General features: G+C 65.5%; 15 protein-coding genes. 7 read left to right on the top strand and 8 right to left on the bottom strand.

The features are described 5' to 3' along the window. Positions 1-49: 49 nt before the first annotated feature. Positions 50-1,075 (top strand): EamA family transporter RarD, encoded by a 1,026-nt coding sequence (gene rarD, locus AC5RW2_RS11315; protein WP_493962790.1) that lies wholly within the window; start codon positions 50-52, stop codon positions 1,073-1,075. Positions 1,076-1,115: 40 nt separating this feature from the next. Here rarD and AC5RW2_RS11310 read toward each other — a convergent pair whose 3' ends face one another. The 4 genes from AC5RW2_RS11310 to AC5RW2_RS11295 form a co-directional block, all read right to left on the bottom strand. Continuing rightward, on the bottom strand, positions 1,116-1,583 hold the full coding sequence (locus tag AC5RW2_RS11310; protein ID WP_493962342.1) for an SRPBCC domain-containing protein: 468 nt from the start codon (positions 1,581-1,583) through the stop codon (positions 1,116-1,118). A gap of 84 nt (positions 1,584-1,667) precedes the next feature. Then, a complete protein-coding gene (locus tag AC5RW2_RS11305; RefSeq protein ID WP_493962343.1) occupies positions 1,668-2,861 on the bottom strand; it encodes an ABC transporter permease in 1,194 nt (397 codons plus the stop codon). Then, positions 2,858-3,571 (bottom strand): ABC transporter ATP-binding protein, encoded by a 714-nt coding sequence (locus tag AC5RW2_RS11300; protein ID WP_493962344.1) that lies wholly within the window; start codon positions 3,569-3,571, stop codon positions 2,858-2,860. The genes AC5RW2_RS11305 and AC5RW2_RS11300 overlap by 4 nt, the downstream gene beginning before the upstream one ends. Continuing rightward, positions 3,568-4,620 (bottom strand): efflux RND transporter periplasmic adaptor subunit, encoded by a 1,053-nt coding sequence (locus AC5RW2_RS11295; protein WP_493962345.1) that lies wholly within the window; start codon positions 4,618-4,620, stop codon positions 3,568-3,570. Before AC5RW2_RS11295 ends, AC5RW2_RS11300 begins: the two co-directional genes overlap by 4 nt. Before the next feature lie 245 nt (positions 4,621-4,865). Between AC5RW2_RS11295 and AC5RW2_RS11290 the strand changes: the two genes are divergently transcribed. The 4 genes from AC5RW2_RS11290 to AC5RW2_RS11275 are packed head-to-tail and all read left to right on the top strand — an operon-like array spanning position 4,866 to position 6,845. After that, a complete protein-coding gene (locus AC5RW2_RS11290; protein ID WP_493962346.1) occupies positions 4,866-5,345 on the top strand; it encodes a DUF2975 domain-containing protein in 480 nt (159 codons plus the stop codon). Then, on the top strand, positions 5,345-5,551 hold the full coding sequence (locus tag AC5RW2_RS11285) for a helix-turn-helix domain-containing protein (protein ID WP_493939530.1): 207 nt from the start codon (positions 5,345-5,347) through the stop codon (positions 5,549-5,551). The genes AC5RW2_RS11290 and AC5RW2_RS11285 overlap by 1 nt, the downstream gene beginning before the upstream one ends. Then, complete coding sequence (locus AC5RW2_RS11280; protein ID WP_493962347.1) at positions 5,548-6,408, top strand: DUF817 domain-containing protein; 861 nt, start codon at positions 5,548-5,550, stop codon at positions 6,406-6,408. Before AC5RW2_RS11285 ends, AC5RW2_RS11280 begins: the two co-directional genes overlap by 4 nt. Positions 6,409-6,461: 53 nt before the next feature. Then, the gene (locus tag AC5RW2_RS11275) at positions 6,462-6,845 is read left to right on the top strand and encodes a hypothetical protein (protein ID WP_493962348.1); all 384 of its coding nucleotides are present in this window, start codon (positions 6,462-6,464) and stop codon (positions 6,843-6,845) included. Between the two features lie 396 nt (positions 6,846-7,241). On the opposite strand, the gene AC5RW2_RS11270 is transcribed toward AC5RW2_RS11275, so the two are convergent. From AC5RW2_RS11270 to AC5RW2_RS11255, 4 genes are all read right to left on the bottom strand, one after another. Next, positions 7,242-8,105: a universal stress protein gene (locus AC5RW2_RS11270; RefSeq protein ID WP_493962349.1), complete on the bottom strand. Its 864-nt coding sequence runs from the start codon at positions 8,103-8,105 to the stop codon at positions 7,242-7,244. A gap of 237 nt (positions 8,106-8,342) precedes the next feature. Further along, positions 8,343-9,728: a 4-aminobutyrate--2-oxoglutarate transaminase gene (gabT, locus tag AC5RW2_RS11265; protein WP_493962350.1), complete on the bottom strand. Its 1,386-nt coding sequence runs from the start codon at positions 9,726-9,728 to the stop codon at positions 8,343-8,345. 278 nt (positions 9,729-10,006) lie between these two features. Beyond that, the gene (locus AC5RW2_RS11260) at positions 10,007-10,144 is read right to left on the bottom strand and encodes a methionine/alanine import family NSS transporter small subunit (RefSeq protein WP_493939525.1); all 138 of its coding nucleotides are present in this window, start codon (positions 10,142-10,144) and stop codon (positions 10,007-10,009) included. Further along, positions 10,141-11,712 carry a sodium-dependent transporter gene (locus AC5RW2_RS11255; RefSeq protein WP_493949366.1) on the bottom strand — a complete coding sequence of 524 codons (1,572 nt, stop codon included), beginning with the start codon at positions 11,710-11,712 and terminating at the stop codon, positions 10,141-10,143. Before AC5RW2_RS11255 ends, AC5RW2_RS11260 begins: the two co-directional genes overlap by 4 nt. Positions 11,713-11,930: 218 nt before the next feature. On the opposite strand from AC5RW2_RS11255, the gene AC5RW2_RS11250 reads away from it, so the two are divergent. Together AC5RW2_RS11250 and AC5RW2_RS11245 are read left to right on the top strand one after the other, a co-directional pair. Then, the gene (locus AC5RW2_RS11250; protein ID WP_493962351.1) at positions 11,931-13,364 is read left to right on the top strand and encodes a PucR family transcriptional regulator; all 1,434 of its coding nucleotides are present in this window, start codon (positions 11,931-11,933) and stop codon (positions 13,362-13,364) included. Between the two features lie 58 nt (positions 13,365-13,422). After that, a complete protein-coding gene (locus AC5RW2_RS11245) occupies positions 13,423-14,046 on the top strand; it encodes a putative glycolipid-binding domain-containing protein (RefSeq protein ID WP_493962352.1) in 624 nt (207 codons plus the stop codon). The last annotated feature ends 51 nt before the right edge of the window (positions 14,047-14,097 follow it).

Genomic DNA, 14,097 nt, shown 5'->3' with positions numbered 1-14,097 from the left:
TAGCCCAGCGGAATAGAACCACAGGACCGGAGGTTGTCCCAGCGTGTCCATGAACGACGGCGGTGCCTCCTCCCAGCCTTCTGCCCCTGCTGCTGCGGTTGCTGAGGCCGGTGCCCGCCGCGGACTCGGCCGGGTCCGCAAGCACGGCCGCCCCAGCGAGTCCGGGGCCGGCATGGCCTATGGGCTCGCGGCCTATGGACTCTGGGGCATCCTCCCGCTCTACTTCACCGCACTGATACCGGCCGGTCCGCTGGAGATTGTGGCCAACCGGATTGTCTGGTCGCTGCTGTTCTGCTTCCTGCTGATCACGGCGCTGCGCGGCTGGCGCGCCTTTCGGGTCGCCCTGACCAACCGGCGCACCTTCGGCGCCTTGTCGCTGGCCGCTGGCCTGATTGCCGTCAACTGGTTCACCTACACCTTCGCCGTCCTCAACGGCCACGCCATCGAAGCCTCGCTGGGATACTTCATCAACCCGCTGGTCTCGGTGTTGCTGGGGGTCATCCTGCTCAAGGAAAAGCTCAGGCCGTTCCAGTGGGTGGCCATGGGCGTGGCCTTCGCCGCAGTGCTGGTGCTGGCGTTCGGATACGGCAACGTGCCGTGGATTGCACTGATCCTGGCGTTCAGCTTCGGCTTCTACGGTCTGGTCAAGAAGAACGTCGGCGGCCGGGTCGATGCGGTGACCAGCCTCAGTGTGGAAACCCTCGTGCTGGCACCGGTGTCCGTGGTGATCATGGTGCTGCTCATCGCCGGCGGCCAAGCCACCCTGCTGTCCGAAGGCACGGGCCACTTCTGGCTCATGGCCAGCAGCGGCCTGATCACCGCCCTGCCGCTGCTGTTCTTCGGCGCAGCCGCCAGGCGCCTGCCGCTGAGTACGGTGGGCATGCTGCAGTATCTGGCTCCCATCCTGCAGTTCATCACCGCGCTGGTCTTCCTGCACGAGCCCATGCCGTTCGAACGCTGGATCGGCTTCAGCCTGGTCTGGCTCTCCCTGGCCATCCTGACCGCGGACATGGTGGTGGCGCTCAAGCGGGCACCCAAATCCGGTGCCGAACCCACAGCTGCACGCGTGCGCTAAATGGGTGCGAGGATCGGCCATGCATCGTGGGGCCCTGGCCCTAGGAGTCGGCAAGCCCTTCGTAGGTAGTCCAAAAGTCGGCCATGGATCGTGGTTGACCTATGAGGAAGTCCTCCAAGTACAGCAGGTGCGTGTGCCAACCGGACAGGTACGTGGCGGCTTCAGTCCCGAGGCCATCGTGCGTCAAAACCAGGCGAGTTGCACCGCTTGCTGGGGTGAGTGCAATCCGCAGATACGAAAGTGGTTCGCCCGGGAAGTCCCAGGTCATGCCTAGCAGTTGTGTCGGTTCACATTCCAAAATCCGGCTGGTACAGAAATAGTCTTCCGCATGCTGGACGGTCACAACCTCGCCGCCGGCGAAGCTCCCAGAAGTTACTTTTCCCAGCCAATAAGGCAACGCTTCCGGGTCTGTCAGACCCCACCAAAGACGGTCCGCGGAAGCTGTCATGGACCAGCTATGGGATACGCGGCCTTCGGCAGTTTGAATAGAGCGACTGATCAACGGCACAAGCGGAGACTAACGCACCCACGTACTTTTGGCTCTCGTACCGTCGAGCAACCAACCTCTCCAGATCTGCGGGATGGCGGCAAGCTAGTACCGGATCGCGTCGATGACTTTCACGCGGACGGCAACTATGGCCGGTATCAGGCCTGCCAGCGCACCGACGGCGGTAGCAGCGCCGATGCCGATCAACGCTGCTTCCACCGGGAAGGGCGGCAGTTCGCTGATGCCCTGCGCAATCTGCTCCTGTACCCACGGGCTCTTCACCACTGCGACGGCGAGCATCACGCCGACCACGCCGGCCACGAAGGTTGCGACCACGGACTCGAGCATCACGCCGAAGAAGATGCGCCCTGAGGTCGCGCCGAAACTGCGCCTGATGCCGATTTCCCGCACCCGGTACTTGACCGTGACCATGGAAATGTTGAGCAGCCCCACTGCCCCCAGCAGCAACACCAAGCCTGCGATTCCACCCACGGCCCACTGGATGCCTTCGAACGGGTCGCCCCAGGCGGCGTAGTCGCTGCGGTGGACCTGTACGTGGGCATCGGGGAATTGGGCTTGCAGATCGCCGGTAATGGCAGCCGTCAGCTCCGGTTCGGCGTCGACCGGAACCCACATCTCCAGAGCGGGAGGAGGCCCTCCTTCACCGCCCAAGCCCCAGCGCTCGTACTGGGAGGTGAGCATCATGACGGCAGGCATGGCGCCGTCGTAGCCATCCGGCGTGATACCCACGACCGTGGCAGCGATCGGCCGCTGCTGGAAAATCTGCACGACCGGGTTCACCGTGAGATCCGGTTGGCCCAGCTGGCGGTGGAACGCTTCGTTGATGATCACCGCCGGCGCCAACGCCTCGGCGTCGGCCTCGGTGAACCAGCGTCCGTTAGCCAGGTTCACCCGCCGCATCTCGCCGTAGCTTCTGTCCACCACCGTGGTTTCGGTCGCCACGACGCCGTGCGGGAATTGGAACGGGATCTGGGTGAGCGCACGCCGGCTCGCGTATTGCACGGCGTAGCGCTCCACCAGCGCGTCAAAGGCTGCCTGCAGAACCACAGGGTCCTCAGTTCCTGTCGCAGAGAAAACTTCCACCGACACGGTGGCAGCCCGGCCGCCGGATTGCTCCTGTGCCTGCACCATGCCTTCCCGGGCCATGTTGCCGAGTCCAACGACCGTGGTCAGGGCCGCCACGGACAAGGCCACCCCGATCAGCGCCAGCAGGATCCGGGTCTTGTGAATGCGCAGCTCGGCCCATGCCTCGACCAGCAGGCCAACAACTCCCGTCATGCTGCCATCTCCGGTGCGTTCAGGATGCCATTGCCCAGCCGGTAGTGCCGCTGGGCCAGGGCCGCAACATTTGCGTCGTGGGTGATGGTCACCAGCGCCGCACCGGACTCTAGCGCCACTTCGTCCAACAACGCCATCACCCGCTGTCCGGTCTCGATGTCGAGGGCGCCGGTGGGCTCGTCCGCCAGGATCAGCCGGGGCGACCGCACCAACGCCCGGGCAATCGCGATCCGCTGCTGCTCGCCCCCGGAGAGCTTGTGCGGCTTCTCGCGCAGCCGGTCGCCCAAGCCGACCCGCTCCAGCATCCGCGCGGCCAACCGCTCACGCTGCCAGAACTGGGTGCCGCGGGCGTAAAGCAGCGGCGTCATGACGTTCTCCAACGCGGTGCGGCCCGGCAACAGGTTGAACTGCTGGAAGATGAATCCGACTTGGTCGCCGCGGGCGACAGCCCGCTGCTTCTCTCCCATCGAGGAAACCGGCCGTCCGTCGAAGTACAGCTCGCCGGTGGTGGGCACGTCCAGCAGACCGAGGATATTCAGCAGCGTCGATTTGCCCGACCCAGAACGCCCTTGGATCGAGACATGGTCGCCGGTACTGATGCTCAGGTCGATGCCCTGCAGGATGTGCAACGGATCGCGGTCGGGGATGTGCACGCTCCGGGTCACACCATGCAATTCCAGCAGTGGTGAGTCCGTGGCCGCGGTGCTCATCCGCCGATCATCCCGAAGTTGCCTTCCATCCCGGGCATCATTTGCTCCCCGGGCGCCCCCGGGATGAATTGCAGGACCATGTCCCCCTCGGCGAGCCCGTCAACGATCTCCACCTGCATGCCGTCGTTCAAGCCCAAGGTGACGGAGCGCTCGACCGGTGCACCGCCGTCGTTCTCCACCAGCCAGACCAGCCCGGTGTCGACCGATCCTTGGACCGCCGTGGTGGGTACCACCACCACGTTTTCCGCGATTCCTGCGCTGATGTCAATAGTCGCGCCCAACCCGGCGAATACCTTGACGTCGGCCGGCACCGCACACTTGACCGTGCCCGTGGCGGCGGCCGGCACTTCCGGCCCCAACGGACCGACAGCAGCAGGCCCTACCTGCGCGTGGTCCCCACCGTCGTCCGGAGCTTCCCCGACGGTCACTGCCTTGCAGTCGAACGGCGCCGGACCGCCATTGACGGTCACGGTGGCCGAACTGGGGCGGTCCAGCAGCCGGAACTGCTGGTCGGCGGTCAACGTCCCGGTGACCGAGAACGTGCCCGGCGAAATAGTGGCGGCTTCGGCACCGACCGAAACCTGCTGGTCCACCAGCACGGACAGATCGGTGAGCTTGCCCGCTGCCGGGGCCACCACGTTGGCATACGTGTAGACCGGGGCGGGCAGCGGGGCCGGTTTCTCGTCCGGGTCCGGCTCAACCGCCACTAGGGTGGGATCCGGTTCCACCAGCTTCTGCACCTGGAACAGCGGGTCGCCCTTGGACACATTCGCGCCGGCGTCGACAAACAGGAAGTTGACGGTTCCTTCGGCGGTGCTGCGCACGGCCACGGCCGGGTCGCTCGCTACCGACCCCTCGATCTGCACCACATTGGTCACCGTCCCCAGCGCCGCGGGAACGCTGGGCGTAACCAGCTGAGCTGTGGGCTGCTCGGTGACCGCATCAGCGCGCATGCCGTCCACGAAGGCGAGCTTGAAGAGTGCGGCGGCGATGACGGCGAAAATCGCCAGCCAGACCACCGGAAAAACGTAATGCCGCAGAGCGCGCATGCAGGATCCCCTCTAGACGATGCACGCCGCGGCGCACGAGACTGCGGGACGTTCAGGACAAGCCCTAGCGACAAACCCGCTTGTGACGGAGGTTACCAGCGTCACATGGCGGACACGGCGCCCCTATGAAACGGTCATCGGATAGTTATGCAATTGTGCCGATTTGCCGGGTGCACAGACGAGCAGCCGCCATACTTCCCACCGCATCGATTGATATTCGATAGGAAAGAAGCGATACTCGATGGATGCAAAAGACGAATCTGGCGGTTACCGCCCTCAGGATCCTGCTGGTGGTGGCGTTCGCTCTTCTCCTCTTGTTCCAAGTGATGTCGCTGCCCGGCCAGTTTGCCCATATGGCAGCGGAGTCTCCGCAGCTGGCCTACCTGCAGTGGCCGTTGACAGTGTTCTCGATCGTCGAGTTGCTGTGCGTCCAGGCGGTGATCGTCAGCACGTGGAAACTGCTCACACTGGTCAAGCACGACCGGATTTTCAGCAAGTCATCCCTGACCTGGGTGGACGTCATTGTGTCGGCAGTTGTTGCCGCCTGGATACTGCTCCTTGGCGTCTTTCTGTTCGTCGGCTTCAATGCGGATGATCCGGGCATGCCGCTGCTCCTGTTCTTGTTTGTGGTTGCCGGCGCGGTGCTCGGGCTGTTGTTGGTGGTCTTGCGGGCTGTGCTGCGTCAGGCCATCACCCTGCGGACCGACATGGATGCGGTGATCTGATGCCGATTGTGGTGCGCATCGACGTCGAGCTGGCAAAACGAAAAATGAGCGTCGGGGAGTTCGCCGAGCGAGTGGGGCTCACGCCCGCCAACGTGGCAGTGCTGAAGAACGGCCGAGCCAAAGCCGTGCGTTTCAGCACCCTGGATGCGATGTGCCGGGTGTTGGAATGCCAGCCCGGCGATTTGCTTGAGTGGATTGAGGAATGACAGGCATCGGCACGGCCGCCGTTGCTCCGATGCTTCCTGCGCTCCGGCGCGTCGCATCGGCCGTGCTCCAACTGCTCCGGTTCGCCTGGATTCAGGTGCAGTGCTGCCTTTTCGCCGCCGCGATTTTCGTGGGCCTCGCGGCCAGCACCGCCGTGCCTTTACCGTTTCCTCGCTACGATGCCCTGCTGGTTTACGGGTTGGCCCTCACCGCGGTGTTCTACCTGCTGCGGCTGGAAACGGGCCGCGAGGTGGCAGTGATCTTCGGCTTCCACCTGGTTGGGTTGGCGCTGGAACTGTTCAAGGTCCAGATGGGCTCATGGTCCTACCCGGAGGAGGCATGGACCAAGGTCGCTGGAGTGCCGCTGTACTCCGGCTTCATGTATGCCGCCGTAGGCTCCTACATTTGCCAGGCGTTCCGGCGGTTCGACCTGCGGATCAACAGCTTCCCGTGGATCCCGGCCGCGGTGCTGGCCATCGCTGCCTACGCAAACTTCTACACCCACCACTACCTTCCGGACCTGCGCTGGGTGGTTGCTGCCGGCTTCGTCGTCGTACTCTGGCGCAGCCGCGTCGCGTTCACTGTGCAGGACCGCAGCTTTGCCATGCCGCTGAGCCTGTCGTTTGTCCTCATCGGCTTCTTCCTCTGGGTCGCAGAGAATGCCGCCACCCTGTTGGGCGCCTGGCAGTACCCGGACCAGGCCCAGATCTGGCAGATGGTGCACGTGGGCAAGTGGGGTTTCTGGGCGCTGCTGGTCAGCCTCAGCTTCGTCTTGGTGGCGGCCGTGAAAGCGCAGGAGGGACGGTTCTACGGCGCGGCGGGTGCCATGCCCTCTGTTGAATCTGCACACCAACGGTAGCCTGTTGACACAAGGCGGGCCGCTGATGGCCGGCCCGGCCGTCAGGAGGGGCAATGCGAAGGACCGACGGCATCACGATTGCTTGGATGTTCGGGATCATCCTGGTCCTCGTGGGATTGCATTTAAGCGGTCGCGAACTATGGGTCGCATACGCGACGCTGGGCCTGATGGTTCTTGCCGTCGTTGTGACCGTGGTCCGCTCGATCCGTGGTGGAAAGAACGGCGTAGCCCGTCCGATGGCGGATTCCGGAACCGCGCTCAACGATCTGTACTTGGGCACCGTTCACAGCGGGCCCCGGCTTGTCGCGCCGCCGCAAGGAAAGCAGGTTGAGCTGGTCATGGATGACGGTGAACGGCGGGAGTTCTTGAAGGCTCTCGACGACGCGGATCCTCGATCGACGGAAAACCCGCCGGGCGGCGTTAAACGCCGGCCGTAACGGCGGCAGCGACAACGAAGCAAACAGCCGCAACACCCAACGCGCCACTGAGAACTTTCAGGGCGAGCTCTCGCCGCGGGGGTCGGAGAAGCACGCCCGCGACCACGATTCCGCCAAGGATCGCCGTTAATGCCAGCGTGCCTGTCGATGTGTAGGTGCTTGAGTCGGCTGCAGCGCAGGAAGCCGGAGCTGGATAAACCGCTGGGCAATACTCCGGCCGGCCGAAAATGGCCCACAACGCGAATACTGCCAACGCCGTCAACGCGAACGTCGGCACCGTCCATCTCCATAAGCGGAACGGCTTGTCCAAGGTCCCCACGCTGACACTCTAGCCCGGGAGCGCAAGGACTTGGCAGGTGCGCTTCGAAAGTCGGAAGTCCGCCGGAAGTCCGGTTTCTACTCCCGCAGCCCGTCCACTTCCCGCGGGACCACCACCATGGGCACCGGCAGTGAGCGGAGGACCTTGTGTGCGGTGGAGCCGAGGAACAGGCGGTTGTGCTGGGCCAGCCGGCTGGAGCCCACCACCACCAGCTCGCCGTCTTCCCAATCCAGCGAGTCGATGGCCTCTTCGATGTTGCGGCCGTGCGCCACCGTAACGGTCGCCTTGCCCGGCGGAAGCTCAGTGGCGGCCTGTGCGAGCACCGAATTCGCATGCAGGTGCGCACTGTGGATGGCTTCGCCGCTGTCGGAGTCTTCACGAGTGTCCAGCGATACCAGGGAGACCAGCCGCAACTGCAGGCCGCGGCGGGAAGCAGCGTTCAGGGCAACGTCCCGGGCGGCCTGGGCGCCCTGCCGCTCACCGATGAACGCGGTCAATCGGGTCAGCGGCTCCGTCCGCTGGTAACCGCGGGGCGCGAGTGCCACCGGAATCGGCGAGGCGTGCAAAAGCGCATTTGCCACGCTGCCCACTGTGAAGCGCTTGAACAAACTGCTGCTACTGGCGCCGATGACGATCAGCCGGGCACCCGTTTCTTCCCCCGCCGCGATCAGGCCCTCTGCGAAGGATTCGGCGGCGCGTACCTTAAAGTCAGCATTGACGTCGGACGGAATCAACTTCAACGCCTCGCGGCGGGCAGCGACGACCTCCTGCTCGCTGGCGCTGACGCGCTTGCCTTCGGGGTTCAACGCTACGTAGGGAGCGTTCTCCGCTACCACGTAAACAATATCCAGCCCCGTGCCCTGGGTCCGGGCGATGGCCACGGCCAGTGCCACCGCGTCGGCTCCCCGTTCGTCCGGCTGGTATCCCACTACATAGCGCATGCGACTACCCCTGTCCGTTTAGGTGGAGCAGCGGATGCGACGGTGCCGGCACATCCGCAACCGATGAGGCGACTGTGTTTCCGACTCTAGTGCGCGAGGGCCGGCGGGAACAGGCTGGAGCCAGGACGTCCCGGGCGGATGCCTGAAGCTGCGGGGAACGACAACGGGGCGGCTTCCGGCACCCGTCCCGCAGGACGTTGGGATCCGGAGGCCGCCCCGCGTGGAGGCGCCGAAGAGTTAGGCGGCTACCTTGCGGATGGCTGCTTCAAGCACGTCCAGTGCGTCGGCCAGCAGCTCGTCGCCGATAACCAGCGGCGGGAGCAGGCGCACCACGTTGCCGTAGGTGCCGCAGGTGAGGATGATGACGCCTTCCTGCAGGCAGGCGGCGGCGATTTCCTTGGTGGCCTCGGCGTTCGCTTCCTTGGTGGTCTCGCCGGTGCCCGGCTTGACGAACTCCATCGCCAGCATGGCGCCGCGGCCGCGCAGGTCGCCGATGATGTCGACTTCCTCGGCCAGCTTCCGCAGCCGGCCCATGACCTGCTCCTCGATGTGGCGGGCGCGGGCGCTCAGGTCCTGGGCCTCCATCGTCTCGATGGCAGCCAGTGCGGCGGCACAGGCCACCGGGTTGCCGCCGTAGGTGCCGCCCAGTCCGCCCGGGTGCACCGCGTCCATCAGTTCGGCGCGGCCGGTGATCGCGGACAGCGGCATGCCGCCGGCAATGCCCTTGGCCATCGTGATGATGTCGGGCACCACGCCGTCGTGCTCCGAGGCGAACCAGGAACCGGTGCGGCAGAATCCGGACTGGACTTCATCCGCGATGAAGACCACGCCCTTCTCCTTGGCCCACTTCGCAAGCGCCGGCAAGAAGCCCTCGGCCGGGACAATGAAGCCGCCCTCGCCCTGGATCGGCTCGATCAGGATGGCTGCCACGTTCTCGGCGCCAATCTGCTTCTCGATCATGGTGATCGCGCGGCGGGCTGCGTCCTCGCCTGTCATTTTCCCGGCGATGCCGGTTTCCTCGCGGTACGGGTAGCTCATCGGCACCCGGTAGATTTCCGGGGCGAACGGTCCGAAGCTGCCGGCCGGGCTGGACTTATACGGGTTGGCCTTAGCGGTCAGCCCCATCGTCAGGTTGGTGCGGCCGTGGTATGCGTGGTCAAAAGCGACGACGGCGGTGCGACCGGTGGCGATGCGTGCCACCTTCACTGCGTTCTCCACGGCTTCGGCGCCGGAGTTGAACAGCACGGAGCGCTTCTCGTGGTCGCCCGGTGTCAGCTCGGCCAGCTTCTCGGCCACCGCAATGTAGCTCTCGTACGGGCTGACCATGAAGCAGGTGTGGGTGAACTTGGCAACCTGATCCTGCACCGCGGCGACGACGGCGGGGTCCGAGGCACCGACGCTGGTGACGGCAATGCCGGACCCCAGGTCGATGAACGAGTTGCCGTCCACATCGGTGATGATGCCGCCGTCGGCGTCGGCCACGTAGACCGGGACGCTGGAGGCGACGCCGCCGGCCACTACGGCGCTGCGGCGTGCTGCCAGTTCAGCGGACTTGGGGCCGGGGAAACCCGCGGACACGTCGCGCTTCTGTTCCAGCCGGTACTGGGTCGTCTGAGTGCTCATGGTGTGCCTTTCACGTTGGGGGATGCCGTCGGCGGCTGGACGCCCGGCACGCGCGTTTGTTAGCCGCGGCCGACCAGGGTGGAGGACGTTCAGCGGTGGAACAGCGCGGGCCAAGGGAAGCCTTGCTCTACAGCGAGATTACGTTTTCCGCCCGAGGGCTGCCTATGGCGGGCCGCACAGCCAATGTGCCGTTTCGCCGTGCAATTGGCCATATGCATTCGACGGCGGCGGCCTCCGGCACGGGGCCGGAGGACGCCACCGGGGAGACAGCAGTCGGTTCAGAGTTCCGGTGCGTGCTCCACCGGCATTGCTCCATCGTCCTCAGGGTGGCGGTTGAGGTTGACCAAAGCCAGCGCCAGCCCTCCCCACACGGTAAGGATGGCGATGATCAACATCACGATCGCTGCAGTGCTCATCGTTGTGCCTCCTCTAAGACAGGGGAATCCAGGTCCGGATCATTGGCTGCCGACTTCCTGCCCCAGGGAATCAGCGAGAGCAGGAAGGCCACCACGACCAGGGCGCCGGCCATCCCCCAGCCAAAGACATTGACAAACCAGTCGGGCATCGGCGGATCGCCGTAGCCTTCCTGGATCCTCTTGATCACTTCGCTGATCAGGATGTAGCCCAGCACAATCGGCGAGACGATGCCGACCATGATCCGCCACCACAGCCCCAGCTTGATGGAGGACACTTCGCTGACGTGTCCGCCCAGCAGCGGCAACTTGCGGAATCCATAAGTCACAAGCAACACGGTCACCAAGGCACAGGCCATGATGCCGAAGTTGTTGACGAACGCGTCGGTGACATCCAGCAGGTTCAGGCCGGTGGTGGTCGGGAACAGCAGGATGGAAATCAACGCCAGCGGGATGCCCACGCACCACGTGGTCTTGATCCGGCTCATGCCCAATTTGTCCTGCACCGCCGCGATGATGACTTCAATGATACTGATCAGCGAGGTGAAGCCGGCGAACACCAGCGAGCCAAAGAAAAGCACTCCCAGCAGTCCGCCCAGCGGCGCCTCGGAGATGATGGTCGGGAACGCGATGAAGGCCAAGCCGATCCCTCCGGCGGCAACATCGCCGACCTCTGCGCCGGCACTGAAGGCCATGAAGCCCACCGCGGCAAAAACGCCAATGCCGGCCAGGATCTCGAAACCGGAGTTCGCGAAGCCCACCACGAAGCCGGAGCCGGTCAGGTCCGTCTTGTGCTTGAGGTAGGAAGCGTAGGTGACCATGATGCCGAAGGCCACGGACAACGAGAAGAAGATCTGGCCGTAGGCCGCAGCCCATACCGTGGTGTTCGTGAGTGCGCCCCAGTCCGGAGTGAACAGGGCATTCAGGCCATCAGCGGCACCGGGCAGGAACAGCGACTGGACCACCAGGAGCAGGAACATGATCAGCAGCAACGGCAGAAAAATGATGTTCGCCCGGCCGATCCCCTTCTGCACGCCGGCGGCCAGCACCAGCAAGGTCACCAACCAGACGATGATCAGAGGGATGAGGACCATCGGCACGAAATCGAAGCCGATGTTCACGTCCTCACTCACCTGCAGGAAGGAACCCATGAAGAACCCCGCCGGGTCATCACCCCACGCCTCGGTGACCGAAAAGATCATGTACATTGCGGCCCAGGCGATGATCACCGCGTAGTAGACGCAGATGACAAAGCAGATGGCCACCTGCCACCAGCCCAGTCCTTCGGCGCCGCGGGCCAGCCGGCGGTAGGCCAGCGGGGCGGAACCACGGTGGCGGTGCCCCACTGCGTAGTCGAGAAAAAGCAGCGGGATGCCGGCCGTCAGCAATGCCACCAGGTAAGGGATGATGAAGGCGCCGCCGCCGTTTTCGTAGGCTACATACGGGAAGCGCCAGATGTTGCCCAAGCCGACGGCGGAGCCGATTGCCGCAAGGATGAACACCTTGCGGGTGGACCACATCTCGCGCTTGGGCTTGACGCCCGGCGCGGCCTGCGGTGAAGGGGTACTCATTATTGGACCTCAAAGATTAGGGATGTCGGTGCTGTGACGGCTGTTACGCCGCGGACAATCCTAACGGCGCTGTCCCAGCCTCGGAAACCGCGAAGATCCGCGCGTCCGCTGCAGACTGACGATTCCTCCCGGCGGACAGGCTCTCCTTCGGGCCAAGCAGGCGGGCGCCGCTCGCTGCCATAGTGCACCTGCACAACGGAGGCCCGTATAGTTGGAGCATGGCTGTCACTCTCGCCAAACTTCTCGCCTCGCCTTCGCTGCACCTGAAACTAGTGGGCACCGCACAGGGCGACCCGGACGCGCCCATTACCTGGGTGGCCTCCACCGAGCTGGAGGATCCGTTGCCCTTCCTGAGCGGAGGCGAAGTGGTCCTGACCACCGGCCTGCGGCAAAAGACGGCGGCCGCGCAGCGCAGGTTCGTGGCGCGCGTCCACCAGGCCGGCGCGGTGGGCATGGGCTTCGCGCTGGGGCTCACCCACCGCAGGGTCCCGCCGGGCGTGCTGGCAGCAGCCAATGAGCTTGAGCTGCCGGTCTTTGAAGTGCCCTACGAGACCCCGTTCGTGGCGATCAGCAAGATGGTGGCCGATGCGATGTCCGCCGACCACTACAACCGGCTGGAGCACCTGCTCAAGGACCACCAGGCGCTGGCGGCCTCGCTGCTGGGCGGTGGCGGCCTCCCCGCGCTGCTGCGCAAGCTCGCCGCGATGGTGGGCACCGACGTCGTGCTTTCCCAGTACGGCTCCCGCCTGTACGGAACCGGCAGCGGGCGCACCGGTTGGCACGAGGTCCCGATCGCCACCGGCCTGAAGGACCGCTGCACGCTGGCGCTAGCCGAGCCGTACGAGCGCAACGCCATAGTGGACTACGCGCAAAGCCTGATCAGCCTGGAGCTGAGCAACCAGGCTCACCGCCGCGCGGCCGACCGCCGCGCGGTGGGCCAGGTGCTGCTTGATGTGGTGGGCGGCGTGCTGCAGGGCGGGGACGCGTCGCTGCGGCTGAGCAACGTGGGGATCGACGCCGGACGGCGCCAAGTGGTGGTCATGGTGCAGGTGGCCGGAGCCCAGCGCCGCGCGCTGCCCACCTTGCCGCTGCCCGCCGCGTTCGACGGCGTGGTGACCGGCCTCGTGGACGAGCGGCTGGTGCTGGTGGTGCAGGGCGCCGAATCGGGTGAATCGCTGGGCGAGGAACTGAGCAGTTACCTGCAGCGCGCGGGGCTGACCGCGACGGTGGGCGTGGGTGGCAGTTATGCCCAGGCGAACGGCCTGCGCTGGAGCTACTTCGAGGCCAAGGAAGCCGTCGGCCGCAGCGGGCGGCTGAACGTGCCGCAGCGGCTGTCGCTGACCTCCCTTCTGCTGGCCTCCGAAGACGTGCCGCTGAGCGATCTGGCGGCCGAGGCGCTGGACCCGCTGGCCGACTTCGACGCCGCGCATTATGCCGCCCTGCTGCCCACCCTGCAGACGTATCTGGAGCTGAACGGATCGGTAGCCGCCGTCGCGGAGGAGCTGGGACTGCACCGGAACTCCGTACGCTACCGGCTGTCCCAGATCGTGGAGCTGACCGGCTACGACCCGGCCCTCACCGCGGACCGGGTGCACCTGTGGCTGGCCCTGGCGGTGCGGCGGCTGGGCTCCGACTCGGGGTCGCAAGGCTAGCCCGGGCGGCCGCTCCGAACCCTTGTCATAACTGGGCACAGGCACAAGGCTGGGGGTCATGGGACACGAGACGCACGAGAGCCGCACGGTGACCTGGCTGGGAGCCGACGATCCGCAGCGCGCCGACACCGCCACCATCAATCTGGAACCCGAGCGGCTCAGCGCCCACGGTGCCTCGCGCACTGCCGATTACGCCGCGAGCTGGTCCCTGACCACCACCGGCAATTGGTTCACCGAGAACCTCACGGTCTCCGTCCACGGCCGGGGCTGGAGCAGGTATCTGGTGTTGGACCGCGCCACTGACGGGAGCTGGAGCGCGGCAACGAAGGTCGCCGGGGACATCGACTTGCCGGAACCGGGCATCGTCGACCCTGTCTCACTGACGGGGGCGGTGGACTGCGATCTGGGCCTGTGCCCGGCCACCAACACCATGCCGATCCTGCGGCTGGGCCTGGTCCACGACGCCGAATCCGCCGCGGAGCTGACAGTGGCGTGGGTGGAGATGCCGAGCCTGCGGGTCCTCGGCCGGCAACAGATCTACAGCGGCTCCCGCGCGTACGACGACGGCAGCGGCACGGCCGCTGTCACCTACAGTTCCGGCGACTTCAGTGCCGAGATTGAGGTGGACTCGGACGGCATCGTGATCGACTACCCCGGCCTAGCCACCCGCCGCCGGGACTGACGCGCCGCCGTCGTCATCGGTTCGAGCCAGCCGGTGCGGCCCCATAGGATG

This window comes from Arthrobacter sp. B0316-1-20 (genome assembly GCF_059091865.1).
This window is presented reverse-complemented; position numbering and strand designations above follow the sequence as displayed.